Genomic DNA, 26,077 nt, shown 5'->3' with positions numbered 1-26,077 from the left:
CGCCACCGAGGGGAGAAACCGACGCCTCTTTTCCTCCACAGGGACAGAACGGGCGTTATCCATCGCGCCCTCACCGTCCCGCAAGACAGCCTTTGTGCCGCCCATTCATTCTGTTATAGTCACGCACGTATCATGAACGGTCGTGACCATTCAGAGGAGGACGCGGGCGAGGCCCTAGAACCGGAAATCCTCGAACCCTCTGATGATGAGATCGTCGAGGCGGAAGCAGCCCCGGTGGTCCTGGATATCCCGGCCTCCGGCGGACAACAGCCCTCCGACACAATGGCCGTGGCGCCCATCACGGCCTTGCAGCAGTATCTTGCCGAAGTCCGCCGATACCCCTACCTATCGAAGGAAGAGGAACTTCAGCTCTTTCAAGAGTACCGCACGCACGGCAGCCGTGACGCGGCGGTCAAACTCATCATGGCGAATCTGCGCGTGTCGGTTTCGATTGCCGCCGAGTACCTCCATACCGGAGCCGACCACATGGATCTGATTCAGGAAGGGAACGTCGGCCTGATGCAAGCCATCAAGAAATTCGACCCCTCGAAAAACGTGCGCTTCTATGCCTACGCCGCCTGGTGGTCGCGGGCCTATATTCTCCGGTACCTCCTGCACACCTTTCGACTCGTCAAGGTCGGGACGACGCAGGATCAGCGAAAGCTGTTCTATAACCTCAAAAAGGAAAAGGCCAAGCTCGAACGAGAGGGCTTCGCGCCGGACACGAAATTACTCGCGGATCGTCTGAATGTGCGTGAGCGCGATGTGGTCGAAATGGATCAGCGGCTCGGCAACTGGGAGCTCTCGCTCGACCAGCCGATCGGTGAAGATCAGGAACATACCCTGCTGGACGTGTTGCCGTCTCACCAAGAACCGGCGGACGAACAACTCGCCGACCATCAGTTGAAGACCCTCTTCAGGGCCAAGCTTGCCGAGTTCATCAAGACGCTGGAAGAGCGAGACGAAGATATTCTCAGAAATCGCATTCTGTCCGACCAACCCCTGACTTTGGATGATCTGGGCGACAAATACGGCATCACGAAGGAGCGGACCCGTCAACTGGAGGCCCGCATCATCAAACGTCTCCGTGACTACCTCAAAAAAGACATCAAGGATTTTGACCGTTTGCGGACCTGACATTCCCAGGTGATTCGGACCACGCCGGCGCAATTACTCAAAGACCATTGACTTTACAATATGTTACGACGATTTTATTTCCGCAGCTGCCCGGTGTGGCCAGAAATGATAAAAATCCCTGGCAGCCCCTCTTGACTTAGGTGAACCAAGGCCTATCTCAACTGTGAGTCGCAGGCTGCCTGGATCGCGCGAGTTCAGCCCAACTCTTTCAACCGTCAACACCTAACGAGTTCACTTTCATCAGGAGGAGGTTCTGCCATGGGTACAGCTGAGAAGGAAAAGAAGAACGTTGCCAAGGGATTCCAACCCTTGGGTGAGCGAGTGTTCGTCACCTACACCGAGGAGTTGGATCGGACTGCCGGCGGGATTTATGTGCCGGATTCAGCGAAGGAAAAGCCACAAAGGGGAGTGGTTCAGGCGGTCGGCAAAAAAGTGGAGAACGTCAAGGTCGGAGACCAAGTCCTGTTCGACAAGTATTCGGGCAGCAAGCTTCGGATTGAGGACGAAGAGTGCTTGATCCTCAAGGAAGAAGACATCCTGGGCATCTTTACGGCATAAAGACAAATACGGTCCTAACGTCATCAAGTCTCAACAGGAGGCTTGATGGCTTTCAGGCTTGAACAACTTTTAGACTATAACCGGAGGAAAGATAATGGCAAAGCAACTTATGTACGGCGATGCGGCACGGGCGGCCATCCTGAAAGGGGTGAATCAGCTCGCGGACGCCGTGAAGGCAACCCTCGGCCCGAAGGGCCGCAATGCGATCCTCGATAAGAAATTCGGCGCCCCGACCATCACCAAGGACGGCGTGACGGTCGCCAAGGAAGTCGAACTGAAGAACCCCTACGAGAATATGGGCGCCCAGCTGGTCCGCGAAGTAGCCAGCAAGACAAGCGACACCGCGGGTGACGGCACCACCACCGCGACGGTATTAGCCCAGGCTATTTTCCGGGAAGGCGCGAAGAACATCACAGCCGGCGCCAATCCGATGGAGATCAAGCGCGGGATCGACAAGGCCGTCGAAGCCATCACCGCCGAACTCAAGAAGCTCAGCAAGCCCTGTCAAAATAAGACCGAAATCAGCCAGGTCGGCACGATTTCAGCCAACAACGACAAGACCATCGGCGATCTGATCGCCGAAGCCATGGAAAAGGTCGGCAAGGACGGCGTCATCACCGTGGAAGAGGCCAAGTCGATGACCACCTCGCTGGACGTGGTTGAGGGTATGCAGTTCGATCGCGGATATATTTCCCCTTACTTTGTCACCAATGCCGAGCGGATGGAATGTTCCGTGGAAGAACCGCTCATCCTGATCAACGAAAAGAAAATCAGCAGCATGAAGGATCTGCTGCCCTTGCTCGAGCAAGTGGCCAAGATGGGCAAACCGCTCGTCATCCTCGCGGAAGAAGTCGAAGGTGAAGCATTGGCCACCCTCGTGGTCAACAAGTTGCGCGGCACGTTGAACGTGGTGGCAGTGAAAGCGCCGGGCTTCGGCGATCGCCGCAAGGCCATGCTGGAGGACATCGCGATCCTCACGGGCGGCCAGGTGATTTCTGAAGACATCGGCATCAAGCTCGAGAACGTCAAGCTGACCGATCTCGGCCGCGCCAAACGCGTCACGATCGATAAGGACAACACCACGATCGTGGAAGGCTACGGCGATGCCAAGAAGATCGAAGGGCGCGTGAAGCAAATCAAGGCTCAGATCGACGAAACCACCTCGGACTACGATCGCGAAAAGCTGCAAGAGCGGCTGGCCAAGATCGTGGGCGGCGTGGCCGTCATCAATGTCGGCGCCGCAACCGAGACCGAGATGAAGGAGAAGAAGGCCCGCGTCGAGGACGCGCTGCACGCCACCAAGGCGGCAGTGGAAGAGGGCATCGTCCCTGGGGGCGGCACGGCCTACCTCCGCTGCATCAAGGCACTCGATGGGATCAAGGATGTCCCGGCGGAGCAAAAGGTCGGACTCGATATCGTCCGGCGTTCGCTCGAAGAGCCGCTCCGACAGATCGCCGCGAATGCCGGCGCAGAAGCGTCGGTCGTCGTCGGCAAGGTTCGGGAAGACAAGAACGCCAACGGTGGCTATAACGCCGCCACGGATGAATATGTCGATATGATCAAGGCCGGCATCATCGATCCGACCAAGGTGTCGCGCTGCGCGCTGCAGAATGCGGCCAGCGTCGCGGGCTTGATGCTCACGACCGAGGTCATGATCACTGAACTCCCGGAGGAGAAGAAGGAATCAGCCGGCGGCCCAGGCGGACACAGCCACGGCGGCGGCATGGAAGGGATGTACTAACCCTTCGACAAGCTCAGGGCGTGCCCTTCGAGGGCAAACTCGTAGCAGAAGGTTCAAGCGAAGGGCTCGGTGGGCAACCACCGGGCCCTTTGTGTTTCTTGCCCTCTCTCCCCCTCCTAAAAACTGCCCCACGTTCTGCCGATTCCCATACAGGCTTGTCGAGGTGCATCACAAGTGTTACACTGCTTTCAGTTGAAACGCAGGAGGATCCATGCCGACAACTAATCCCCGGGTAAATGTCGTACTCGACGAACCGCTCTATCAAGGCCTCCGCCGGTGGGCAAAACGCGACGGCATCTCGTTATCATTGAAAGTCCGCGACCTCGTGAAGGATGCGTTGGACCTAGAAGAAGATCGGGTGCTGACTGATATTGCCGAGCAGCGGATGGCAACGTTTGATCGAAAGACCGTAAAGACCCATGCGGAGGTGTGGGGCACTTCGAAACGTCCGAGGCGATGAGTGCCGTTCTCCCTCCACTACCACCCCTCTGTCGGCGAGGAAGATATCCCGGACATCCCGCGTAACCTACGCCGTCGGATTGCTGACGCTATTGAATCTCGCCTCACTCTTCAACCCCACCAATACGGAGCACCTCTTCGGAAGACCCTCAAAGGCTATTGGAAACTTCGCGTTGGAGATTACCGAGTGATATACAAGTTAGAGAAGGATGACGTGTTGATTCTTGCAATCCGGCACAGAAAAACGGTCTATGACGACATGCTACGCAGAATCGATCAGGACAACTAGCGCCTGTCACCGTTCGCAGGCTTCGCCAAATCCATAACAAGCAACCGATCGGCAGGGCGTGAAACCAGAACATGATTTTTCACACGCGGTTCCCAGCATGTCTTCCACAAGGGAGCGGAGCTGAATGTTCCCATCTATGTGGACGGCCCCATGTATAAGCGTCTGGAGCGTCTGGCCAAGAGAAAGGGAACGCCGGTGACAGATCTGGTGAATCAATTGCTCAAAAAGGATCTGGAATTGCCGGAAGCTTGTCCTAGCTCCAGGCTATCGGACTTCGTACATGAGGACAGCAGCAGCGCCGCTCAATGACCCACGTCGCGCCGTTCTTCGAGAAACACGAGTTCCCTGAACCTCATGCCCACGGAGGACAGAGATGGAGTACTGCGAGGCACCTGAAGGCCATGGAGATTGATCAACACCCGTACAACCTCGTTCCCAAAGGACTTGCACTCCTAGTCAGTGCCCATGCCGTGCACACTGACTGACGGTCCGGCGGCGATCCCACCGGGGCCTTCGTGTTTTTGCGACGCCTTGACAACATACTGCAAGACTGCCATTTTATTGTTGAATACTTCAACAATGGGAGGGCGTGATGGCCACAGTCAATTTCAGCGTGCCTCAAGACATCAAAGAAGCGTTCGACAAGACGTTCGCGAGACAGAATAAAAGCGCGGTCCTGGCGGACCTGATGCGGCAAGCGGTGGAGGAGCGCCGGCGGCGAAAGCGAGTCGCAAAAGCCATCGACAAAATCCTGACCTTGCGTAAACAAATGCGTCCGGTCGATGACCACACAATCAGCTCAGCACGACGGCAAGGAAGGCCGTGACCCGGTTCGTACTCGATGCCAGCGTCGTGGTCAAGTGGCTGGTCCCTGACCGTCCTGAAGAGTCCGACGCCTTTCATGCGTTGCAGATTCTGCACTTGATCAAGAGCTCTCGCCTACCAGTGATACAGCCACCCCATTGGCTCGCAGAAGTGGCGGCCGTGATCGCGAGGCTGGAGCCCAAGCGGGCGCGTACAGCGGTGTCGCTCTTATTCACGCTGGAGTTTCCAATTTCCAGCGGCATGGACCTGTATTTGAAGGCCTGCGATCTATCCGACTCGCTCAAACAACACCTGTTCGACACCTTATATCATGCCGTAGCCCTCACCGAACCAGACACGATCCTCATCACCGCTGACGATCGGTATTACCGAAAAGCAGCTTCAGCCGGGCACATCGTGCGCTTGAAGAATTTCACGTTGCCATCGGGTAGCAAGAGCTGATGGCGCACTAGCCGATAGCTTGAGTCAGAAGCGAGGGGCCTGGTGGAAACTACCGGGCCCTTTGTGTTGTGGTTCATCTTGCTGCTAATGCTTGAACTCTATGGCCCTGAGCATAGTTTTGAAGACCGGCGAGGTCGCCGGTTCGACAAAAAACGACCGGAAGACACGGTGAACCATCTCCGTATGGCGCTGATGGGCGGCATGAAACAATTCGGCCGCCTTCTTGCGATCTTCCGTGCCGTACCCCATGCGGACCGCGCAGCGCGCCAATTCTTCCGAACTTTCGGGTAACGAATGGGTCTGGAGATCATCGACCATCTGCAATTTATGTTCGACATCGCGCAGGAAGAGATACGCGGCGGTCAGCGCATCGCGGTCTTCGACCGAGAGCAGTTTTTTCCGAGCCAGCCGGTTCAGCGAACCGAGCGTGCTCCGATCCAGAAGCGCCGGCACCTTGCGCCCGGCCAGGACTTGAACGGTCTGCACGAAAAACTCGATCTCGCGAATCCCGCCTGTTCCCAGCTTCACATTGCGCTGCGCGTGGCCACGGTCCGTCATTTTCGCATCGATCATGTCCTTGACGGCGCGGACGTCTTGCACGATCGCCAACGCGTTCCCGCGATCCATCGCGCTCCCGGCCCCCAACACAAACGGCTTCACCAGTTTAAGAAACGCCTGCCCGACATCATGGGAGCCGGCGACCGGCCACGCTTTGAGCAACGCCAACCGCTCCCAGACCTGCCCGCGCGTCGTGTAATATTTGCGATACTCCTCCAGCGAGCGAGCCAACTGGCCGACAGAGCCCTCGGCCCGCAATCGCAGATCGACCCGAAAGACGTATCCCTCCCTGGTGGGTTCGCTCAACACCCTGGTGAGTTCACGGGCGAGAATCTCAAAATATTCTTCATTGGAAATGCCGACGCCGGCCGGGATGGGGGCGCGTCTACTGCTCGGCGCCCTGGTTTCCCCGTCATGCGACTCATAGATGTAGATCAGATCGACGTCGGAGCTGTAATTCAGTTCATGTCCGCCAAGCTTGCCCATCCCGATGACCGTAAACTTGGTCTCCACCCACCGTCGCTGCCGATTCAGGTGCATGGGAGTGCCGTATTGCTGCCGGAGATCGGCATCGACAATCTCATAGGCCGCATGAATCAACAGGCAGGCCAAATCGGACAAGAAGCCGGTCGTCTCCGACACCGTCGAGAGATGAAGGAGATCCCGCACACCGATCCGCAACATCTCTCGCCGCTGGAACCGGCGCAGCGCGTCCAGCTTCGATTCTTTGGAGGTGAGATGCCCGATGCTCGCGTGAAGCGCGCGCTCCATCCCCTTCCGCGCCGGGGGTCGCGCGAGGACATCCTCCTCCCCCAGCCAATACACCACGGTCGGGTCTCGAATGAACGTAAAGGTCAAGGCGTCGCTGTTGCCGAAGACCACGCAGAGGAGGTCGAGCATGCGCGGCCACGTGCGCAGATAGTCGAGGAATGAGGTGCGGGAGACACTCTCCAACATGCGCTCCCAGTGGTTCAGCGCCTGATCGGGATCGGCCGTCCGTGAGATGGATTCCATCATCATCGGCAGAATGTCGGCCAGCCGCCGTCGTTGGATCGGGTCACCGGCCATGGCATTGAGATTACGATCCGCTTGATCGGGATCACGCAGGCCATAGGCCGACAAAATGGCTCGCACCTCCTCGGCATTCCGCTTGGCCGCCAGCAAAATCGGCGTCGGGTCCGGCGCTCTTCTCGCCGTCAGCGAGACCGGTGTTAGCTCTCCCTTCAAGGACCTCGTCAGATCTGCCTTCTCAGACTTTCGTTTCACGCTTCATGTCTCACGTTTCACGGTATCCGCGTATGGCGCGGCATTATACTGACAGGTTCCTCTACGCACAATGAACCTATTCGGGTATACTGACCCTATGCCGATAGGCTCTCCTGACCAATCGCGGCTCCTTGATGCGGTTCGTCCGCTCTGTCCCGACATTCCATCCGAGGTGCTCCAAGATTTTTTCGCCCGCATGGACCCGGAATACTTCCGGCGGTTCGAGCCCCCGACCATTGCCACGCACGTCCGATTGACGGCTCAACTGACGCCGAGCCATCCCTGCACGATTGCCTTTACCGAACAGCACGACAAGCGGGTGGAAGTCACGATCGTCGCGTACGATTATTTTTCAGAATTCGCCACGATTTGTGGTCTGCTCTCGGCGTTCGGCCTCAATATTGAGGAAGGGCATATCTATACGTTTGCCGAGAAGGCCGCGCCGCAGCCCGCCCGCGCCGGTTGGACAGGATACGGACCGCGCGTCCGCGCAACGGGTAGTCCGGGACTGGCCAGAAAAAAGATCGTCGATGTGTTCCGCGTGCTGCCGATACCAGGAGCGGACTTGGGCGAGGTCCAACAGCAACACCTGGCGGATGCGCTCCATGCGGTGATCACCTTGCTCGATAAAGGACAATTTACAGAGGCCCGCCTTGCGGTGAATCGACGGTTGGTCGAACAGCTCGGCAAGCGACGCGGTTCTTTCAGCGGTCTCCTCCATCCGGTGCAGATCACATTCGACAACAGCCAATCTCCCACCGACACGGTCATGGATATCCGGTCGGACGATACTCCGGCCTTCTTGTACGCCTTCGCCAACGCCCTGGCCATGCGCAACGTGTACATTTCCAAAGCGCAGTTCGACGTCGAGAAGGGGAAGATTCACGATCGCTTCTATGTCCGAAACCGCCATGGCCAGAAGCTGACCGACACGACCGATCAACAACAGCTGCGCCTGACGGCGGTGCTCATCAAGCAATTCACCCATGCTCTGACCTGGGCCCCTGATCCGACCAAAGCCCTGGAGGCCTTTGATCAGTTTCTTGATCTGACGGTGCAGCAAACGAAAGGAAAAGCCCAGCAAGAAGCCCTGGCGTTTCTCAGCGACAAGAAAACGTTCCCCCTGCTGGCCCGTCTGCTCGGGGCCAGCGATTTTCTCTGGGAAGACTTTCTGCGCCGTCAACACAGCAACCTGCTGCCGCTCCTCCAGGATTATCGCGATGCGCCCCTCATGACCCCGAAAGCGATGCTTCGCAAGGAGCTCGATCGCCTTGTGAATAAAGCCACAAGCGACGAGACTCGAAAGGCCGCGCTGAATAGCTTCAAGGACCGCGAGCTGTTCCGCATCGATATGAAGCACATCGTCGAGCCGGACACAGCGCTGCCTGATTTCTCCGCCGCCCTGACGCAATTGGCCGAAGTTATCCTCGATCGAAGCTTGAAGGACTGCCAAGCCAAGCTGAATACGGTGCATGGCCCGCCACGCTTGGCCGATAAAAAACCCTGTCCCTTCACCATCCTGGGCTTGGGCAAGTTCGGCGGAAGGGAATTGGGCTACGCCTCAGATATTGAAGTGATGTTCGTGTATGGAGACGCGGGTCGCACAGCCGGCAAGCAGCCGATCGAGAACAGCGAATACTTCGAGCGGTTGGGAGCCGAACTGCTGCAGTGGATCGAGGCCAAACAGGAAGGCATCTTTCACCTCGACGTGCGTCTCCGCCCGCACGGCGGAAAAGGCTCTTTGACCAACCCTTTTGACGAGATCACCAAGTACTACAGTGCCGGCGGCCTCGCCGCGCCGTTCGAGCGACAGTCATTGATCAAGTTGCGACATGTGGCGGGCGACGCGGCCCTTGGCAAGCGCGTCGAGGCCCATCGCGATAGCTACGTCTATAGCGGAAAACCCTGGAATATCCCCGATGCCCTCGCCTTGCGTCGCCAGCAACTCAAGCAGCTGGTGGAGCGAGACACCGTCAACTTGAAGCATAGCCCCGGCGGTATCGTCGATATCGAATATGCCATGCAATACCTCCAAATCATGCATGGCCATCGACTCCCTGTCCTGCGCACTCCCAACACCATGCAGGCGCTGGCCACCCTCGTCGATTGCGGCCTTGTCACGAGGCAAGACGGCGACATTCTCCGCAAGGCCTACTTCTTTATCCGCATGCTCATCGACGGCCTGCGCATGGTCCGTGGCAACGCCAAAGACCGAGTCCTTCCACCGACCGACTCCGACGAATTCATCTTCCTCGCCCGCCGGGTCGGCTACACCACGGATGATTGGCAAGCCGGCGCGCGCCATCTGCAAACGGATATCGCGCAGCATATGAAACTCACCAAAGAATTCTTCGAGCGGACGTTCGGCCGGCTGTAGCCCGATCGGTCTTCCCCCTCTCCCGTGGGTGATCGGAATCCCTTCCATATTTTGGCCGCGCAATACTAACCCAGGTTTCATTAGCAATTGGCGGTCTTTATCCGCTCGGCCTTAACCTGAATCCCGCAGGCGCACTGGACGGCATGCTGATAGACGAGGATCCAGCCCCTACATTCTTGACCAACCAGCCGGACCTGATTTCACCGGTTCACCGGCGACATAGTTCGGAATGAGCAATGTAAGGCTTTGCCTACCACTATGTTCGTTGAATTGGATTTTGAGTAGCACTGCCGACTCCAATCCGTCACGGCCGCTTCAATTTCTTCTGATAGGGCGCAGCTGAGGGTGTTCCCCGCTCACCAGAACCTGTCGTTCCATTGCCTTCAGAACCTGCCTCCACACCTGCGGGCCCGGAGACCACAGGCCGGTTCCGATTGACGAGGTTGTCGATCAAGTCTTTCTCAGCCTGTTCCGCAAGGCTATCCGGCGCAGCCGGGAGGGGGAAGGCTTCGGCATTCTTATAATCGATCGCGTTGTTATTCTCTTCTGAGGGGGCTTTGCTCCCCGTGACCGGTCCCTTATGCATGATTTCTTGAGCCTGGACCGACATAGTCCATGTTGATAGTATAATCCCCAGCAGCGTTGCGAGTCGTATGGAATGACCGATTAGTATGCGCATGGCCCACCTCCCTTGCCCGTACATATGGCACCCTGTTCCTCTTTCCCTTCACATCAGCCATTCTGAGCTCCTTCGAGCAACTGGCACACATCGCTCGCCTGAGTAATTCGATGGGTACAGTTCAATTTATGACGACCCTCGCGGTTCTCGTGTTATTGTCACCCTCACAACAGAATCAGTCAACTAGACCAACTTCCGATGAACCCATGCTGATGAGTCCGAAGTGCGGGTTCCCGCTTCGGGGTAGAAGAACACGGGGGAACAAAACCCTGACATAAATCGGAAGGGGGGCCCCACCACAGTCGGTAAGCCCCCCTTCTTCAGTCTTCACTCGATCCTGTAGTCCTGAATCGCTTACAAGATCCCTCCGCACTCATCGTGCGGCGGACGCTGTCTCACAAACAGCGTGGATCAGAGCCGGCGCAGGCGGCATTCACCAACGGCACAATGTTCGTGCTGGTGAAGGGACTGGCCCCCTGTTCCTTGATGGCAGAACTCACGTAGCCCCAGCTGGTCACTCCCACGACAATGTTTGAATTTGGAGCCGTACCATTGGTGGTCCCGTTAAGCACCGGCCGGATTCCAAAATTGAGAATCCACGGCCCTCCGCTGGACCCTCCTGTCATCAGGGAGCCAATGACGGTGTTGTTCACGAGCGTGGAGGACGCGATAAAGCCCTGTGAGTCATTGCGCTGCATGAGTTGTCCATTATCAAGCCCGACCGGATAGCCTGTTTGGGTAATATGAGTCAGGCCTGCCGACGTAAATCCAAACCGGTTCCATCCATAGCCATACCAACCGGTCACGGTGCCTGGATAGTTGGGAGTGGTGGTCTTTCGTGTCAGTTCGAGTACCGCGACATCATCCTTACAGACCACGCCTGGAGCGGTGGCGGCACATTGCCCTGCCACTCCATTGATATAACTAGTCATGACCCATGCTTGCGAGACCGCCCAGTTTCCAGGCGAGGGAGCGGTATTCCCAACGCCGTTCCGATACCCCGGCACAAAGCGGAAGTTGGTATAAAATCTTGTTCTTGATCCGAACTGAGCCACACAGTGCGCGGCCGTGACAACAACGCCCCGCTTGATCAATGAGGCGGAGCACACAAACGTACTGGAGCCGATATTGAAAAACAGTTTGCCGGTGGGGCTATAGGGATACGTGAAATTCGTCGGATGAACGGTACCGTTGAGATTTCTGAGATCGGCCCTCGCCGTGCTAAAGGGATGATTCGACGTGCCATGCTCCTGTGATTCAAATTCTCCCCCCGCCTGCGGATCGACCGCCTCCGCGGATGCTTCAAGATCAACGGCATTGAGAGCAGACCCATCACCTTCGGAACCGGCCACTTGGCCGCTGTCTGTGGCAGCGGAGGCTTGGAATCGATTGACCAAGTTGCTGATCAAATCCTGTTCCGCCTGCACGGCGACGCTCTCCGGAGCTTGAGGCAGCGCGAGCGCTCTGGCGTTGGCAAAGTCAATTCGATTGCCGTTACCCGGAGCAACCTTGACCCCCGTCACTGCCCCACGATTCATGATTTCTTGCGCCTGCGCGGACGTCGCCAAGACAGCCAGAGTAAACCCAACCGCTGTTGCGAGTCGTATGGAATGCGATACACATGTACCCACTGGGCACCTCCTTATGATGGTCTGAACTCGTTTTTTCTTCCGCTCTCCCTGCTCACACCGACTTGTTCTCTCCTTTCCTCCGTACAAAGCCGGGGTTTGATTCATGGGTGGACTGCACCAGAATCCCGTACGAATCGTCTCCCCGCCAGATTCCCTCGTGTGCGCGTCTGCCTGGTCCTAAAGCAAGCACGATGCCGGAACCATCGAGCGCAGACGGCAGAGGTCACTACATAGGTATTTCCTCCATACTGGAGTCTTCCTACCGAACCATACAGATAGGAGCAACTCGGCGAATCGCGGATAGGTGTATCAAATTCGATACGAGATCTGTATCGAATTTGATTCATCCCCATGAGTGGCCGGTGACCAATGGTCGTATCGTGGCTTGCTATTCCAGCTATCGGCAAAGATGAGAGGCTGTGCGTCTCTATGTATATGAACGTAGATGGCCTATGTAGGGCGTAATGGCTCTATTTTGCATTGATCGTGAGGAGCGGCGGCTCCAGCCTCGTCTCGTCTCTGTCAACGAGCTGGTCTAACGGTGCAGCGCATGGCCCAGGGATTTTGTGTTCGCCATCAAATATTCCCACGCTTAAGCTCGCTTAGGTTCTGACCGATAGAGCTTCTGCCCCTCAACCAGGAATCTCTTATGACCTCATCACGCGAGGGCACGGAATCGTCCCTTATCGACTCAATCCGCTCTCGCCTCCATCAGAAGCTCGGACTTCTCTTCGAGGAATCCAGCCGCTGCCTTCCGATCTTGCAATCAACCTGTCAGCAAATCCTGAGTCATATGGGCCCCCAATCCAACGCCGAGGCTTTGGCCCGGGTGATCAGCCGAGACCATGGGCTGACATGCAAAGTGCTGCAGGTGGCGAACAGCATCGCCTACAGCCCACAGCAGACGATCGTGGCGGTCCCTCATGCCGTCAGCTGGCTCGGGCTCGACACCGTCCGGTCCCTTGTGGCCGCGGCCCATCTCGTCGAACAGCTGCAACATTGGCCGGTTCGGCAACAGGAATTCCGTTCCTTGATCGCCAAATCCCTCCTGTCCGCAACCTATGCCAGCGAATTGGGAACAGCCGTTGGATACCCACAACCCGGACAATTGTTCACCGGAGCCCTGCTGTACTCGATCGGAGACTTGGCCATTGCCTATCAGGACCCGGATCTCTTTCTGGCGCTCCAGGCCATTGCCAAGACAACCAAGCGCCCGTCGGAATGCGTGCTCCAAGAGACGCGCCTCATCGGTGTGCCACGGCTGACCTTGGCTCAAGCCCTGGCCCAGATGTGGAAGTTGCCGGACGATATCATCGAGCTCTTTCGCCATCCGGAGGAGCTGCCGAGGGAACGTTGGCAAGGCGGGTTCCAGACCTACCGCGGTATCGTGGTGGGCTCCATCCGGTTGGTCGAAGTCCTGATGTGCTCCGCGCCACAGCCTTCCATTGAGGAAGCCAAGCGAACACTCCAACTTGGCTGCGGCTTCTCTTCGGGCCCGTTTGCAGATTTGATGATTCAGGCCATGGATCGGGGGCGCCAACTCATCCGTTCAATGGGATTGGCAATTGACTCCTCCGATGAAACCACGTCACCATCAAAGGAGCAGGACCCCGCCGAATGGATCCCGCGCTCGCCTTCTGTCACAGCGCCGACCGGCGAGAAACAGGCTGCGCCCATTCGAACCAAACCGCTGGAAACACTCCAAGCCTTTCAAGACTTGCTGCAAGCCGCAAAAGATCTCGACGGCCTCCTCGGAACATTCGTACAATCCCTCCATCGAGATGCCGGATTCGACCGTGTCGGCCTGGCGCTTCTCAACCAAAACGACAGTGACCTGCTTGTCGGAAGACTGGTATTTGGCGTGACTCCTCCCGCGCCCTACCTCCGGTCCCTGTCAGGCTCACTCAGCCGGGAACACCGGTTTTTTCTCACGATCCTCAAGCGAGTCGATCCACTCCTGGTTCCCAACTTTTCAGACCAGATGGCCGGGACTCTGAAACAGGACTTCCTCGATGTCTGGAAATCGACGTCGGCGATCGTGGCGCCGTTGCGGGTGGGAGCGAAACCGATTGGGCTCATCTACTGCGATCGAGCGACAAGCAACCAGCCGCTGATTTCTCAAGACTACCAGGCGTTCCAGCTGTTTTTCGCCCAAACGACGCTGGGTCTCAATCGACTGGCCGGCATCCTGTAGGCATTGAGGATGCCGCAAACGTCTCAGGTTGGCGTCGGCGAACAGTACCGTTCACTCCCGGCTGTCGCCTCGCCCTAGTTCGACCGACCAAGCCCACCGAATCAGAGAATGTTTTACAATCTCCTGCGATGACAATCGTTGCCGGATCTTCGACCACGTTTGGAAGTGTTAGGCGGCCATGGCGTGAGGTTGGATAAGCGCCAGCGTATCATGAAGCTGGGCGCGGGCATCCGCGAGCAGTGCCGGGAGGTTGGCCGGCACAAACCGCGTGGCGGCAACGGCATGGAGGCTGAACGGCAATGCCGCAGGCCGCCGACTCGGCTCGAGCTCTTCATAGTCGACGACGACACCGGCCAGATGAACGACGGACGCATGGATGATGAATTCACCGGCATCGTTCGGGCTCAGTTGACAGCGAATGGCCTGTTCGATCTGCGCGGGCATCCCCCAGGACCGGATGAGTTCGGCTCCCACTTCCGCGAAGTCGCACCCGATACTGGACTGTTCCACCTCGGCCAAGGAGGTTTCAAGGTAGCCGGCTTCGATAAGCGCGGACTGAACTCGCCGGGGAATGGTCTGGTAGAGCACGAGGTGGCCGATGTCGCGCAACAATCCCGCGATAAAAAACCGCTCGCCATCTTTCAGACCGCAGGATTTGGCGATCTTTCCGGCGAGCAAGGCGCACAGCGCGCTTTTCCGCCAGAACATAGAGACGTCCATGAGCTGAATCGGCATGCCGGAGAAGGTCCGTCCGACGGTCGTCGCGGTCACGAGATCGTTAATAGCCTGTGTGCCGAGGAGCGTGACGGCGCGTGTGACGGTGTCGATCTGCTTGGGAAACCCATAGAGCGGGCTGTTAACGATGCGGAGAAGCCTGGCCGAGATGGCCGGATCCAGCTTCAGGACTTCGGCAAGGTCGTCCATCGTCGATGCGGGATCATCCACCACGTTCCGAATACGGAAGTAGATTTCCGGCAACGTGAAGACCGTGGTGCAGGACTGGACCAATTCGTTGGCCGATGGCATGGTGGAAGCTCCTCCAAGTTGTCCGCAAACACAGACCGGTTCTTCACCTACGTTATCGGCCACCAGGTGATAAAACTGGAGAGGGGTGGTCGGCCAAGAGGCAGCCACTCTTCTGCGCCCAGCTGTGCCGGCGCTCAATCCTCCGCAAACAGGTCAGCCGTTTCGCGGCGGGATCTGCGAGGATTGCCACGAGGCTGATCGAATCATATTGCCCCACTCCGCTTTTGTCCCGCGGAGCCATCGCCAGAGGCCGATCAGTTTCCAGTAGGAATTCAACTGCCGATATCCGAAATTTTCGACGATGGACACGCACAGCAATTTCCAGAACTCCGAAGGACGCTGATACAGATGAAACGTCATTTCTTCCATGAGGAGGGCGCTTAACGAGAGCATAATGCCGAGCCCAATGATACTCAGCATATAGACGATCCATACTTGCAACGACAGGACCCCCAGCGCCAACCCGCCGAACAGGAAGATATACCCGACCATCTGGAATACAGGCTCGACCCATTCAAATATCGCCATGAACGGAAAGGCAAGCCAGCCGACCGTACCCCCCTTTCGGTGACAGCACAACTCGAAGTGGCCCGCCAGACTGTCGCATAAGCCACGCTGCCAGCGGATGCGCTGATTCCTGAGAGTGCGAACGTCCTCCGGCACCTCGGTCCAACAGACCGGATCCGGCACATAGGTAATGCGATAGGGCTGGCCATTCAGGCGGTAATGGTGATGCAACCGCACCACCAATTCCATGTCTTCGCCGATCGTGTTGGTTCGATACCCTCCGACTTTCAGCACAGCTTCTTTTCGAAATAATCCAAAGGCGCCGGAAATAATCAGCATCGCATTCATCGGAGACCAACCCTGCCGCCCGGATAGGAACGCGCGCAAATATTCGACCGTTTGCAACAGCGCCAGAAAGTTAGACGGCAGGCCTACCGTCTTCAAGAACCCATGTTCCACAAAACAGCCATTGGCCACACGGACGGTGCCGCCCGCCGCGATGGTACGGGGTTCGAGCAAGAACGGCTGGACCACGCGATACAAACTGTCCTGCGCCAAGATGGAGTCGGCATCGATACAACAAAATAATGGGTACACGGACAGATTGATTCCGGCATTGAGGGAATCCGCCTTCCCTCCATTCTCTTTATCGATGACACGGACGTTCCCGTAGGTCGACGAATGATACGTGGCGCGCACCGGCTGAGTCAGTAGATCGTGGCCGTAGGCTTCAGGAAACGGCCTCAATCCGAACTCTTGCCGCAGGACGTCAACGGTGTCGTCGGTCGAGCCGTCACTGACCACGATGATTTCATACTCGGGATAATTCAGCTGCAACAAAGAGCGAATAGAATTCACGACCGTGGCCGCTTCGTTGTATGCTGGCACAATGATGCTGATCTGCGGCTCATATCCGGTAAATGCGCCTGGAAATCGTTCGCCCATTCGCTCTTCGAAGTACTGCCGGAGGGAGAAGATTGACACGATATTGAGCGCCAAGTAGCCCCCGGTCAGGGCGGCTAAGTACAGCAAGAACCCCGACTGAACAATGTTAAAGATGGTTTCAGGCATCATGCGTTCTGCTTGGATGCATCGTGGTTCGTTCCTGAACTTCAGGCGTTTCCCCGCATGAACCTCTTCGCTTGGACCGCGGCGATCACGATGGGACTTGCGCTCTGCCTATGGTCGCCCTCGGCCATGTCTCAGGAACTCGTTGTTCCTGGACGGACGCCTCCGCCTGAAATCCAAGAAATCGAATTGACCTATGTCGGCGACCAGTCTGTTCCAAAAATTATAGTGCGCCGCCGACAACCAGCAAATCCTTTTGTGCTTTCTTCCTCTCGGCCTTCCGACACGCGCCTGCCTCTTTCGGCGACGCCCGACGCCGGCCACCCGGTCGATTTCTGCCAGGCGCGACAAGAAAGCACGGCCCCTCCTCTCCGAATCCGCTTTGTCCGCCAGGGGACATCCCCCGGCGAGTTTACGTGGTCTCTCCGGACCACGAATAACAGTTTGGATGCATTGTCCTTCCAGGCTCTCCGACTGCGCGGAAGGACCTCCAGTCCCTTGACGATCATGCTGGTCGCCGAATCTGCCGATCAACGGCAGAGCAGCGCGGTGGTCGGACGCGTCGCCGGCCAATTTGATGTCGAGCTCCCTCTCGCACCGATTGCGCGGCAACTCGATCTTCGACGCCTCACGCAGGTGAGGCTGCTTGTCGAGGACAATGCGGACGTCGTGCTGGAAGAATGCGCCTGGATGAATCGGGAGCCGGCCGTTTCGCCGATCCCCTCCGTGGGCTTTTGGCATTGGGACTATCGAACAGCGATACGCGACCCCGCCGGCATGCTCTCCGCTTGTCGGCGGCATCACTGCCGGCGGTTGTTGCTCCAAATTCCTGACTTGCGAGACTCCGATCAGGTGTGGGCCGCCTATGCCGCCCTGTTCGTCTCGGCAAAGGCAGCGGGTGTCGAGCTGTTTGCGATCGACGGAGCCCCGGACGTGATCGATACCCCGACGATCCTGACCGATAAGCTCACCAGGCTGCTCACGCTCGTCGGCAACAGCGGTCTGCCCGGGATGCAGTTGGACATTGAGCCCTACCTCCTGGATGGTTTTCCCGATGATGTCACGATCCTCGACCGTTACCTCACGACTATTGAGCGCGTGAAAACGGCCCTCGGCAGTCGTGGTCGATTATCAGTCGTCATTCCGTTCTGGTTCGCCTCGACAATTCATCGGAACCGACCGCTCGCATTTGCCGTGATGGATCGGGTCGAGGAGGTCGCCGTGATGAGCTATCGAACAGACGTTGAAGAATTGACGACGATCAGCGAAGACACCCTGCGCTACGGCGGGCTCCAAGGCATCCCGGTCTGGCTTGCCATGGAAACGACGCGCCTCCTTCCGGAACGGCACGTCATCTTGAAACGCGAGGACGATCCTGCCCTCGCAGACGGGATGCTTGATCCCGTGCGGAGGGTTTTGACATTGGGGCACATACCCGCTGCCGATGCGCACAGGCAGGACCGGATAGGATTTCGCATCCATCACGACACAACCGTGCTCCCCGAGCGCCTGTCCTTTGCGGGTCGCACTCAACGCGACGTCCGTCACGCGATCAGCCGCGTGTTCGCTCGAATCCATTCGCCGAGCTTTTCCGGGCTGTTGATCCACGATCTACCGGGCTATCTGGGGTTGCAAGAATAACGTGCGCGCTGTATCCATCTTAGAACGACCATTCCTGAACGCACGCATTCCGCTGTTGTTCTGCTGCGCGCTGTCCGCCCTTGGCGGAGTCGGCAACGCGCAGACGCAGAACAGTGACGCGCTTTCCACGCGAGCGCTGTTCGAACAGGCGAAACACCTCGAATCCGCTCAGCGTTATCCCGATGCGATCCCCCTCTACCGAGAGGTGCTCCGGCGCGAGCCGGAGAATGATGACGCGCGAGCAACCCTAGCTCGGCTGTTGTCATGGCAAGGCGCGTATGCGGAAGCCGCGGACTTATATCGAGAGATTCTTCGACGGCACCCGGTCGACCTCGATATACGGACCGCCCTCGCACGGGTGTTATCGTGGCAGAAACACCTGGACGAAGCGCGAACCCTCTACGAGGGCGTGCTGCGGGAAAACTCCCGCCATCCCGAGGCGCTGCAAGGCCTGGCGGACGTATTGTTGTGGGAGGGACACTCGGAAGAAGCGCTCCACTACTACGAACAAGCCTCTGCTCTTTCGAACGATGTGACCGTTGCCGAGCGCATCGCGTCGATTCGGAGCACGATCGCTCAACGAGAGCAGAGTTCCTCGGCGACCGTCCCGCCGCCCGTCTCTGGCGGAAGAGCCGAAATGGTCGCGCGAGCCCAGGCATGGGAGCGGAATGCCGAGTACGGACCAGCCATCGCCGCCTATCGACAGATTCTCGCGGAGCATCCGGAAGACGATGAAACAGGCGGCGCGCTCGCGCGCGTGCTGGCCAGAGACGGGCAATTGGAGCAGGCGGGCTCGCTCTACCGAGATATCCTGAGGCGTCATCCCACCGATATCGACGTACAACTCGGATTAGCCCATGTGCGCGCATGGCAGAAACAGTTTCCTGCCGCCATCCACTTGTTTGAGACAGTCCTCCGGCAAGACGGGGAGAATAGAGACGCGCTGCGAGGATTGGCCGACACCCTGTTCTGGAGCGGCGCCACGCAGGAAGCGCTGGCTCACTATTCACGATTGGCGCAGTTGACGGGGGATGGAGAGAGTGCGGCACGCGTCAAAGCCGTCATTGCCTCGATGGAAGCTTCTCCACGAGCGCCGCTCGGCCTGCGGGATTCCACCATTCGTCTGCCGTACCGAGACTATGTCAAGGTGGGCTACGGTCATTTTTCCTATTCGCGAAACATTCCGGATGAGCGGAATATCCTCTTTGAAGCGGCCAAGGCTCTTGGCGCCTACACCCTGATCGCCAGGGTCGAGCCGATCACCAGGTTCGGCTTCCACGACACGCCGCTGTCGGGCGAGTTGTACAGCCCCTTGTGGCGGCGTGCGTGGGGATATCTGGCCGCGCAAGGAACGATCAACCCTCATTTTTCACCCAATTATTCGATCGCGGGAGAGTTCACGCAAGGGCTGGGGATCGCCCACCCCGCTCTTTCAACGCTGGAAGTCTCGTTAGGCTATCGGCACCTCTCGTACACAACAGGGGACAGCGATCTGCTGATACCCGGCCTGACCATCTTTCTTCCGTTCAACGTATGGCTGACGGAGAAATTGTATTATGTTCCGGAAACCGGCGCGCTGACCCTCTCCTCTCGACTGACCTGGCGCCCCACGAATCGTCTGCAACTCTTTGCATCCGGCTCATTCGGAACATCAGGAGAACGCATCGTTGCCACTCAAGATTTGACACGGGTAAGCAGCCATGCCCTCCAAGGAGGCATCACGCTCCCGATCGGCGACCGATTGTCCCTGGAAGCCACCGGATATTACGAAGACCGCGGCATTCTGTACGTGCGGCAAGGCGGGAGTTTCAGCGTCATCTATCACTGGTAAACGAGCGCGATGTCTTTTCGGCACTGTCCTTCGCGTCCTCTCGGTTAAACGGCTCCCATGCTCGAACTCTGGTACCTGACCTCCTTTTCCATCGGTTGCCTGATCCTGCTCCTCTTGGCGGGCATCCTTTTCTTCCGAATGAGTCGCCATGCGAACGAGCGCCGACGGCAACGCGTCACGGAACTATGGCAACCGCTGTTGGAGCGGTGCCTCGAGATCCCCCTCGAAGAATTGCCGTCACTCACACCTCCTCAGCACATCATCTTTCTCTATCTCTGGAACGAATACAGCGAGTCCAAGTCCGAGGCGATAACCACGCAATTGATCCGTATGGCTCGGCACGTCGACGCCGATCGCGTCGCGCGAGGCCTCTTGCGCTCAGGGCTGTTGCACCGCAAAATTATCGCGGTCGTGACGTTAGGCCGGTTGCAAGACCGGACCGTCTGGAAAGAAGTCTGCGCGGTTCTGGCACACTCGAATTCTTTCTTGGCGTTCCAGGCAGCCCAGGCCTTACTCCTTATCGATGCGCAAGCCGCAATCCCGCTCTTAGTCCCCCTCATCGGCCAGCGAAAAGATTGGTCCCCTCTCAAAATCGCCTCGATGCTGAGCACGGCGGGGCCTGATCTTGCCTCGGAAACGATGGTCCAGGCGGCAAGACAGGGGGATCCCGTCGTCGCCCCACGGTTGATTCGCCATCTACCGACGACGAAAAGTCCGCGTGGACTCCCTGCATTACGGCACTTCCTTCACGAGCACCCTCCGTCGGATGACGTGCTCGCGGCATGTTTGTTCGTATTCGGCGAATTTCGAGACCCGACCGATCTGCCCATGATCCGCGCACATCTTTCAAACCCAGCTTGGTACGTTCGGGTTCAAGCGGCCACCGCCTTGGGCAAACTGGGAACACAGGAAGATGAAGCGCGGCTCATTGCGCTATTCGATGATGAGCAATGGTGGGTACGTTATCGAGCAGGGGAAGCCCTGGCAAGTTTGAAATCCATGACGGAAAACACCCTTGAACGATTGCAAGAGACCTTGCTCACTCCCGAGGCACAAGAAATTCTGGCTCCCGTCTTGGCGAAATTCCGCGCTCGCCAATTGCAGAACACGATTCCTGAAGCCGTCGGCTCTATTCGCGCGGTTTCCACGAACCGGTGAGAATCTTCGCCGCGGTGGACTCAGCGGCAGAAAACACAAACAGGAGGCGCAGTGCGGCGGGTTGGAATAACCAGCATGGCGGCGGTGATTGTCGTCGGCTCCGGTGTGCTCCTTTACTGGCTGTCGCTCAGGAACGGGACCAGGCCGGTAGTAGCGCCATCCGACGCGCCGATGATGGCACCAGCGACATTTATGGCGACGGCGTGGAGGAGGTATTCGGATTCCGGGAGGTTCGCCATGGCCGCGACCATTACGAATTGCGGCTGGCCGTCGGCGCGCCGCTGCTCGAAGAATTTACCGATCCCGCCGAGCAGGTTCTCCCACCGGGCAACCATGCGAAAAACGTGCGTCCGATTGCCGCCTGGTCATACAGCGAAACAAAAGAGCCGCCGTTGGCCCGGTATGAGGACGGCAGCGCGGCCATTACTCGACGATCCTACGAAGCGGTGATCATGACGCACGACATCGATGCGCAGACGTCCATGGCCAACGCCGTTCAGTATGCACAGTTCGAAAAGAGTCAAGGCATCGTCGGAACCTACTTCGTGCAAACCAAATACATCAAAGATTTTAACGACGAGGTGTTCCTGAACGATCAAGGCATCAATATGGCGGCCCTGCACCGGTTGGGCATGGAGCTCGGCAGTCACACGGTGGCACATTCCAAAGTGTTCAGCCATTTTCCGCTGGGAACCGGGACGGAACGCTTTCCGGACTATCAGCCCTATGTGAAGACCAGAACCAAAGCGGCAAACGGTTCGGTGTTCGGCGAGCTGCGCGTCAGCAAGTACCTAATTGAGCAGCTGTCCGGTGGGGCGAACATCTTGTCGTTTCGACCCGGAGAGTTGTCGAATCCCAAGACTCTGCCGCAAGCGCTTGCCGCGACGGGCTACCGCTACAGTTCCTCCTCGACGGCTAACAATTCGTTGACTCATCTTCCGTATCAGCTCATGGTGAATCGTGACGTGGAGACAGAATCCGAGGTTTTTGAGTTTCCCATCACCATCGAGGACGAAGAGTTCCCCGAGATGGGCTCGCGGGTGCCGGAGGCGCTCGCCGTCGCGGCAAAAGTCGCTCGGTACGGAGAAAGCGTAGTAGTCTTGATCCATCCCAATATCGTGGGTCACAAGATGACTTTTGAAAAGGAGTTTGTCGCGGCGGTGCGGGACGTCGCCTGGTTCGGGTCCATCGGACAATATGGCGCCTGGTGGGCGGCGCGCAATCGTGTCGAGGTAGATGTTCAGACTCGGAGAGCGCAGAAAATCTTGTCGGTGAGGGCATCCGAACAGCTGACCGGCTTGACCCTGCAGATCCCGAGGACCTGGCGTCTTGCGGGGCAGCAGACCCATGCGCCAATCGAGGCGACAGGCGAGAAGTTTGTGGTACTGAGTGCGGTGCAGGGAACCGTTCGGTTGGTGTTTGACGTTCTGCCGTAGAAAGAGCAGCCGGAGAGCCGGATAGAAGCGGCGTCCGCCATGCGTCTTGCCTTACCTGTCGGCGGGCAAACAGCCGGAAAGCCCTGGCCGGATCAATCGGCGTGATGAAGTGCTCCGTGCCCTATGTGGCTAGGCGCGGCCGGCTGCCCTCTCACATTACGATTGCGCGCTGCCGATCGTTTGGGTGCGTTTCTCGCCTAATTCAGCCCAGCGAGCATAGAGGCGTTCGACGTCGGCCTGTGCCGCGTGAAGCGCGGCATAGCGCTCTTCTAAATCCGCGGCGGAAGAGGCGATGGAGGGATCACTGGCCGCAGCGTGACCAGCAGCGACCCGTGCTTCAGCTTCGAGGATTTTCGCCTCGATCTGGTCCCATTCCTTTTGTTCTTTGTACGACAAACCTTTCCGTTTGGACCGTCCGCCTGGTGTGGAACGCTCCTTTGAGCTCCGAGATGTGCGGTCTTCCGCGGCGGTTCTCCCCTGCGCGGACTCCCATTGGTCATAGTCGGCAAACCATTCGGCTCGGCCGGCGCCATCCAGCGCCAGGAGCCTGGTGGAGACGCGGTTCAGCAGCCACCGGTCGTGGGTCACCAACACGAGCGCGCCGGTGAATTCCAATAGGCTGTCTTCCAATACATCGAGCGTTGGAATGTCCAGATCATTCGTAGGCTCGTCAAGAAGCAGGAGATCCGCCGGCTGAAGCATGAGCCGTGCGATCAGCAACCGAGCCTGCTCTCCACCCGACAAGCGAGAGACCGGCAAATCCAGCTGCTCCGGCTTGAAGAGAAAACGCTTGGCCCATGAGACCAGATGCACGGACCGGTCTTGATACACGACAGCGTCGCCACCGGCCGGAGCAAGCGCGCGCCGCAATGGAGCTTGCTGGTCCAGCGAGTCTCGATGTTGCTCGAATGTCACGACACGCAACCGATCGGCGCGTGTAATCGTGCCGGCATCGGGCATCACCGTGCCGGCCAGCAACTTGAGCACTGTCGACTTCCCGCTTCCGTTCGGGCCGAGCAGCCCGATCCGCTCCCCGGGCCCCAGCTGCAAATCCAGATCGCCGATAATCGGCTGCGCGCCCAATGTCTTCCCGACACCGATCGCCTCGATCAGCTTCTTGGACCGTCGCCCCGAGGCCGTGAAATCGATCCCGGCGGGCCCTTTGGACTGCCGAGACTCCATATCGTTCAGTTCGTCGATGAGCCGGCCGGCCGAATCGATCCTGGCCTTGGCTTTGGTCGAGCGGGCTTTCGGCCCCCGCCGAAGCCATTCCACTTCCCGCCGCACCCGGTTGGCCAACGACGACTGATAATCGGCCTGCGCTTGCAACGCTGCGTCGCGCTGCTCCAAGAACTCGCTGTACCGCCCCTTCGCCTCAAAGAGGCCATTGGGGTATTGGCGGTTCAATTCCCAGATCCGTGTGGTCACCGATTCCAAAAATCGCCGATCATGGCTGATCACAACGAAGGCATGGGGCTCGGCTTTCAGCAGACCCTCAAGCCAGAGAATGCCGTCGACGTCCAAATGGTTGGTCGGTTCATCCATGAGCAGCACGTCCGGTTCCAGCATCAGCGACCGAGCGATCGCCAGCCGTTTTCTCCATCCACCCGACAGTGTGGAGACAGTCTGATCGGCGCGGACAAACCCGCCGAGGCTGAGGGCCTTGGCGATGCGTGCTCCCTGCTCGTGCGGGTCCAATCCCTCGTCGAGAAGCACTTGCGCCAGCGCTTCTTCGATCGAATGTTGCTCGGCGAACGAAGGCTCTTGCGGCACATACCCGATACGGAGCTGACGGCGAACAGACCGTGTCCCACTGTCCGGATCCTCAATCCCCGCCAAGATTTTGAGCAAGGTGGATTTCCCGGAACCGTTGGGGCCGATCAGTCCGACATGGTCGCCCTCACAAAGTCCGAGCGACAGGTCGCGGAACAACGGTTTGACTCCGTAGCTCTTCTCAAGGGATTCACAACTGAGCAATACGATTGGTGGCATACGTGGTGGTGAGCAGTGTAGCTGATCGAGGGGGGCAAACGGGGATTTTTCTTCTTCGAGAGATTGATCTCCACGGCGCGCGCCTGCCGACGCAACTTCGACTACGAAGGCAAGTCAGCCGTGTGTCCTGTGCGGGCAGGTGAACCCTTTCGTTCACCCTTAAGCACCGCAGAGCCGAGCAACTTTCCTCCGCACATTGGGCTCGACCTGAGCGAAGGCCAGGTCAATGTTTTACGTGGGATTCAGTCCGCTTTGTCTTTTCAAGGATGAAGGGCCACGGCCTGTTCGTTTACTGAAAAGGAGCTCCGCAAACGAACCGGCATACGAATAGGCAGCGTGCGTTCCGAATGAAGCTTATCCTAACAGGCTCGCTCTTCCGCTTGAACGACCCGATTGGGTGTAGAGTTCGACTGTCTCATCAGATGACAATAAACTGCCCATTCCAGATCTGTCAGGGTGTGCACCCATTTCCACAGGCTCCCCTGACCATTGCCCTGTCTGCTCTAGGACCGTCTGGATATGCAGAGACGGGACTTGGGGGCGAATGCGCACCCTCTTCATCAAAGCTCCCCACCAATCGCGAATCCGTAAATAAAGTCTGCCTTGACCTGAGCTCACATACTTGATCCGTTGGGCCACATCGCGAAATTCTGGATCTCCGTTGCTGATCCAGCCATATACCTCAAGGCTTTCCGCCCAACGGCCCAAGAATTCCAATGTCCGCCCCAGTTGGTAGAGGATGTGGCGTTGTTCGACGGGCAAGACCATGGACGACGTGATAGCTCGTCGAAATGCCGCAACCGCTTCTTCATGCCGGCCAAGGGCTCTCAAACACAGGGCGATGGGCACATACGCTTTCCTTGCGTAACGGGCGTCTCTGGCGGCTGTTTGAAAATCATCGATCGCTGGATGGAACATGCGCAACTCCATGAGCATAAACCCACGTTCATAGAGTTCAGAGGAAGACATCTGTTGAGGCATGTGGGATCCTCGTACGTTGTAGCGCGCCACAGCAACTACGTAACTGTACCAGCAAGAACAGCGCCTTGACAGATTCTATCGCATGCTCATGATTTCAATAGCTTACTGCCATCAGCACGAAGCCGAGTGTGTGAAAATCACAACGGAGTGCAGTGATCAGCATACACTGGCTCCCGATCAATTTGCAGAACGAACGATACATCGGCAGAGGCTGGATCCGTCAAAAAAATGAAGATGTGGGAGAGTCGTAGGGGCCCGCAGCAATCCGTGCTGTCCATTCCT

At 57.9% G+C, this 26,077-nt stretch carries 21 protein-coding genes; 14 read left to right on the top strand and 7 right to left on the bottom strand.

All coding sequences use genetic code 11. The features are described from left to right. Positions 1-132 precede the first annotated feature (132 nt). The 8 genes from COMA2_RS02490 (at position 133) to COMA2_RS02455 (ending at position 5,450) form a co-directional block, all read left to right on the top strand. Positions 133-1,137 (top strand): RNA polymerase factor sigma-32, encoded by a 1,005-nt coding sequence (locus COMA2_RS02490; protein ID WP_090894353.1) that lies wholly within the window; start codon positions 133-135, stop codon positions 1,135-1,137. A gap of 258 nt (positions 1,138-1,395) precedes the next feature. Further along, the gene (locus COMA2_RS02485; protein WP_090894351.1) at positions 1,396-1,695 is read left to right on the top strand and encodes a GroES family chaperonin; all 300 of its coding nucleotides are present in this window, start codon (positions 1,396-1,398) and stop codon (positions 1,693-1,695) included. A 94-nt stretch (positions 1,696-1,789) separates the two neighbouring features. Next, on the top strand, positions 1,790-3,436 hold the full coding sequence (groL, locus tag COMA2_RS02480; protein ID WP_090894350.1) for a chaperonin GroEL: 1,647 nt from the start codon (positions 1,790-1,792) through the stop codon (positions 3,434-3,436). Between the two features lie 211 nt (positions 3,437-3,647). Further along, on the top strand, positions 3,648-3,896 hold the full coding sequence (locus tag COMA2_RS02475) for a hypothetical protein (protein ID WP_090894348.1): 249 nt from the start codon (positions 3,648-3,650) through the stop codon (positions 3,894-3,896). Beyond that, the gene (locus tag COMA2_RS21000; RefSeq protein ID WP_090894346.1) at positions 3,897-4,184 is read left to right on the top strand and encodes a type II toxin-antitoxin system RelE family toxin; all 288 of its coding nucleotides are present in this window, start codon (positions 3,897-3,899) and stop codon (positions 4,182-4,184) included. A gap of 150 nt (positions 4,185-4,334) precedes the next feature. After that, complete coding sequence (locus COMA2_RS20010) at positions 4,335-4,493, top strand: hypothetical protein (RefSeq protein ID WP_175304350.1); 159 nt, start codon at positions 4,335-4,337, stop codon at positions 4,491-4,493. A 283-nt stretch (positions 4,494-4,776) separates the two neighbouring features. Next, positions 4,777-5,010: a hypothetical protein gene (locus tag COMA2_RS02460; RefSeq protein ID WP_090894343.1), complete on the top strand. Its 234-nt coding sequence runs from the start codon at positions 4,777-4,779 to the stop codon at positions 5,008-5,010. Further along, complete coding sequence (locus tag COMA2_RS02455) at positions 5,007-5,450, top strand: type II toxin-antitoxin system VapC family toxin (RefSeq protein ID WP_090894341.1); 444 nt, start codon at positions 5,007-5,009, stop codon at positions 5,448-5,450. Before COMA2_RS02460 ends, COMA2_RS02455 begins: the two co-directional genes overlap by 4 nt. 84 nt (positions 5,451-5,534) lie before the next feature. Here the strand turns inward: COMA2_RS02455 and COMA2_RS02450 are convergent, their stop codons facing one another. Continuing rightward, entirely contained in the window at positions 5,535-7,274 is a 1,740-nt protein-coding gene (locus tag COMA2_RS02450) for a [protein-PII] uridylyltransferase family protein (RefSeq protein ID WP_090894340.1), read from the bottom strand. A 97-nt stretch (positions 7,275-7,371) separates the two neighbouring features. Here COMA2_RS02450 and COMA2_RS02445 point away from each other — a divergent pair, with 97 nt between their 5' ends. Beyond that, entirely contained in the window at positions 7,372-9,651 is a 2,280-nt protein-coding gene (locus COMA2_RS02445) for a [protein-PII] uridylyltransferase family protein (protein ID WP_175304349.1), read from the top strand. Positions 9,652-9,955: 304 nt separating this feature from the next. Here the strand turns inward: COMA2_RS02445 and COMA2_RS02440 are convergent, their stop codons facing one another. Beyond that, entirely contained in the window at positions 9,956-10,330 is a 375-nt protein-coding gene (locus COMA2_RS02440) for a hypothetical protein (protein ID WP_139076989.1), read from the bottom strand. Positions 10,331-10,725: 395 nt separating this feature from the next. Beyond that, entirely contained in the window at positions 10,726-11,961 is a 1,236-nt protein-coding gene (locus COMA2_RS02435) for a trypsin-like serine peptidase (protein ID WP_217490587.1), read from the bottom strand. A 649-nt stretch (positions 11,962-12,610) separates the two neighbouring features. On the opposite strand from COMA2_RS02435, the gene COMA2_RS02430 reads away from it, so the two are divergent. Further along, the gene (locus tag COMA2_RS02430; RefSeq protein ID WP_090894333.1) at positions 12,611-14,155 is read left to right on the top strand and encodes an HDOD domain-containing protein; all 1,545 of its coding nucleotides are present in this window, start codon (positions 12,611-12,613) and stop codon (positions 14,153-14,155) included. 168 nt (positions 14,156-14,323) lie between these two features. On the opposite strand, the gene COMA2_RS02425 is transcribed toward COMA2_RS02430, so the two are convergent. Further along, positions 14,324-15,181: an HDOD domain-containing protein gene (locus tag COMA2_RS02425; RefSeq protein WP_090894331.1), complete on the bottom strand. Its 858-nt coding sequence runs from the start codon at positions 15,179-15,181 to the stop codon at positions 14,324-14,326. A 153-nt stretch (positions 15,182-15,334) separates the two neighbouring features. Next, positions 15,335-16,759, bottom strand: a complete 1,425-nt coding sequence (locus COMA2_RS02420) for a glycosyltransferase (protein WP_090894501.1) — start codon at positions 16,757-16,759, stop codon at positions 15,335-15,337. 57 nt (positions 16,760-16,816) lie between these two features. Between COMA2_RS02420 and COMA2_RS02415 the strand changes: the two genes are divergently transcribed. From COMA2_RS02415 to COMA2_RS02400, 4 genes are read left to right on the top strand one after another with little or no spacing between them, the layout of a single operon-like run. Next, positions 16,817-18,397 carry a hypothetical protein gene (locus COMA2_RS02415; RefSeq protein ID WP_139076987.1) on the top strand — a complete coding sequence of 527 codons (1,581 nt, stop codon included), beginning with the start codon at positions 16,817-16,819 and terminating at the stop codon, positions 18,395-18,397. Between the two features lies 1 nt (position 18,398). Beyond that, the gene (locus COMA2_RS02410; RefSeq protein ID WP_090894327.1) at positions 18,399-20,228 is read left to right on the top strand and encodes a tetratricopeptide repeat protein; all 1,830 of its coding nucleotides are present in this window, start codon (positions 18,399-18,401) and stop codon (positions 20,226-20,228) included. A 57-nt stretch (positions 20,229-20,285) separates the two neighbouring features. After that, positions 20,286-21,386, top strand: coding sequence for a HEAT repeat domain-containing protein (locus COMA2_RS02405; RefSeq protein ID WP_090894325.1), 1,101 nt, complete (start codon positions 20,286-20,288; stop codon positions 21,384-21,386). After that, positions 21,383-22,822: a polysaccharide deacetylase family protein gene (locus COMA2_RS02400; RefSeq protein ID WP_090894323.1), complete on the top strand. Its 1,440-nt coding sequence runs from the start codon at positions 21,383-21,385 to the stop codon at positions 22,820-22,822. Before COMA2_RS02405 ends, COMA2_RS02400 begins: the two co-directional genes overlap by 4 nt. A 156-nt stretch (positions 22,823-22,978) precedes the next feature. Here COMA2_RS02400 and COMA2_RS02395 read toward each other — a convergent pair whose 3' ends face one another. Together COMA2_RS02395 and COMA2_RS02390 are read right to left on the bottom strand one after the other, a co-directional pair. Further along, positions 22,979-24,814, bottom strand: coding sequence for an ABC-F family ATP-binding cassette domain-containing protein (locus tag COMA2_RS02395; protein WP_090894321.1), 1,836 nt, complete (start codon positions 24,812-24,814; stop codon positions 22,979-22,981). 354 nt (positions 24,815-25,168) lie between these two features. Continuing rightward, positions 25,169-25,795: a tetratricopeptide repeat protein gene (locus COMA2_RS02390; RefSeq protein WP_090894320.1), complete on the bottom strand. Its 627-nt coding sequence runs from the start codon at positions 25,793-25,795 to the stop codon at positions 25,169-25,171. Positions 25,796-26,077: the final 282 nt, after the last annotated feature.

It is taken from the genome of Candidatus Nitrospira nitrificans, assembly GCF_001458775.1.
In the GTDB taxonomy this organism is placed as follows: Bacteria; Nitrospirota; Nitrospiria; order Nitrospirales; family Nitrospiraceae; genus Nitrospira_D; species Nitrospira_D nitrificans.
Note: the sequence above shows the minus strand (reverse complement) of the source record. Positions and strands in the feature narration are given on the sequence as shown.

Bases quoted from the DNA above. Each gene is read 5' to 3' on its own strand.
- COMA2_RS02490 (WP_090894353.1), top strand. From the start codon at position 133: ATGAACGGTCGTGACCATTCAGAGGAGGACGCGGGCGAGGCCCTAGAA.
- COMA2_RS02485 (WP_090894351.1), top strand. From the start codon at position 1,396: ATGGGTACAGCTGAGAAGGAAAAGAAGAACGTTGCCAAGGGATTCCAA.
- groL (WP_090894350.1), top strand. From the start codon at position 1,790: ATGGCAAAGCAACTTATGTACGGCGATGCGGCACGGGCGGCCATCCTG.
- COMA2_RS02475 (WP_090894348.1), top strand. From the start codon at position 3,648: ATGCCGACAACTAATCCCCGGGTAAATGTCGTACTCGACGAACCGCTC.
- COMA2_RS20010 (WP_175304350.1), top strand. From the start codon at position 4,335: ATGTATAAGCGTCTGGAGCGTCTGGCCAAGAGAAAGGGAACGCCGGTG.
- COMA2_RS02460 (WP_090894343.1), top strand. From the start codon at position 4,777: ATGGCCACAGTCAATTTCAGCGTGCCTCAAGACATCAAAGAAGCGTTC.
- COMA2_RS02445 (WP_175304349.1), top strand. From the start codon at position 7,372: ATGCCGATAGGCTCTCCTGACCAATCGCGGCTCCTTGATGCGGTTCGT.
- COMA2_RS02440 (WP_139076989.1), bottom strand. From the start codon at position 10,330: ATGCGCATACTAATCGGTCATTCCATACGACTCGCAACGCTGCTGGGG.
- COMA2_RS02430 (WP_090894333.1), top strand. From the start codon at position 12,611: ATGACCTCATCACGCGAGGGCACGGAATCGTCCCTTATCGACTCAATC.
- COMA2_RS02425 (WP_090894331.1), bottom strand. From the start codon at position 15,181: ATGCCATCGGCCAACGAATTGGTCCAGTCCTGCACCACGGTCTTCACG.
- COMA2_RS02420 (WP_090894501.1), bottom strand. From the start codon at position 16,759: ATGCCTGAAACCATCTTTAACATTGTTCAGTCGGGGTTCTTGCTGTAC.
- COMA2_RS02415 (WP_139076987.1), top strand. From the start codon at position 16,817: ATGAACCTCTTCGCTTGGACCGCGGCGATCACGATGGGACTTGCGCTC.
- COMA2_RS02405 (WP_090894325.1), top strand. From the start codon at position 20,286: ATGCTCGAACTCTGGTACCTGACCTCCTTTTCCATCGGTTGCCTGATC.
- COMA2_RS02395 (WP_090894321.1), bottom strand. From the start codon at position 24,814: ATGCCACCAATCGTATTGCTCAGTTGTGAATCCCTTGAGAAGAGCTAC.
- COMA2_RS02390 (WP_090894320.1), bottom strand. From the start codon at position 25,795: ATGCCTCAACAGATGTCTTCCTCTGAACTCTATGAACGTGGGTTTATG.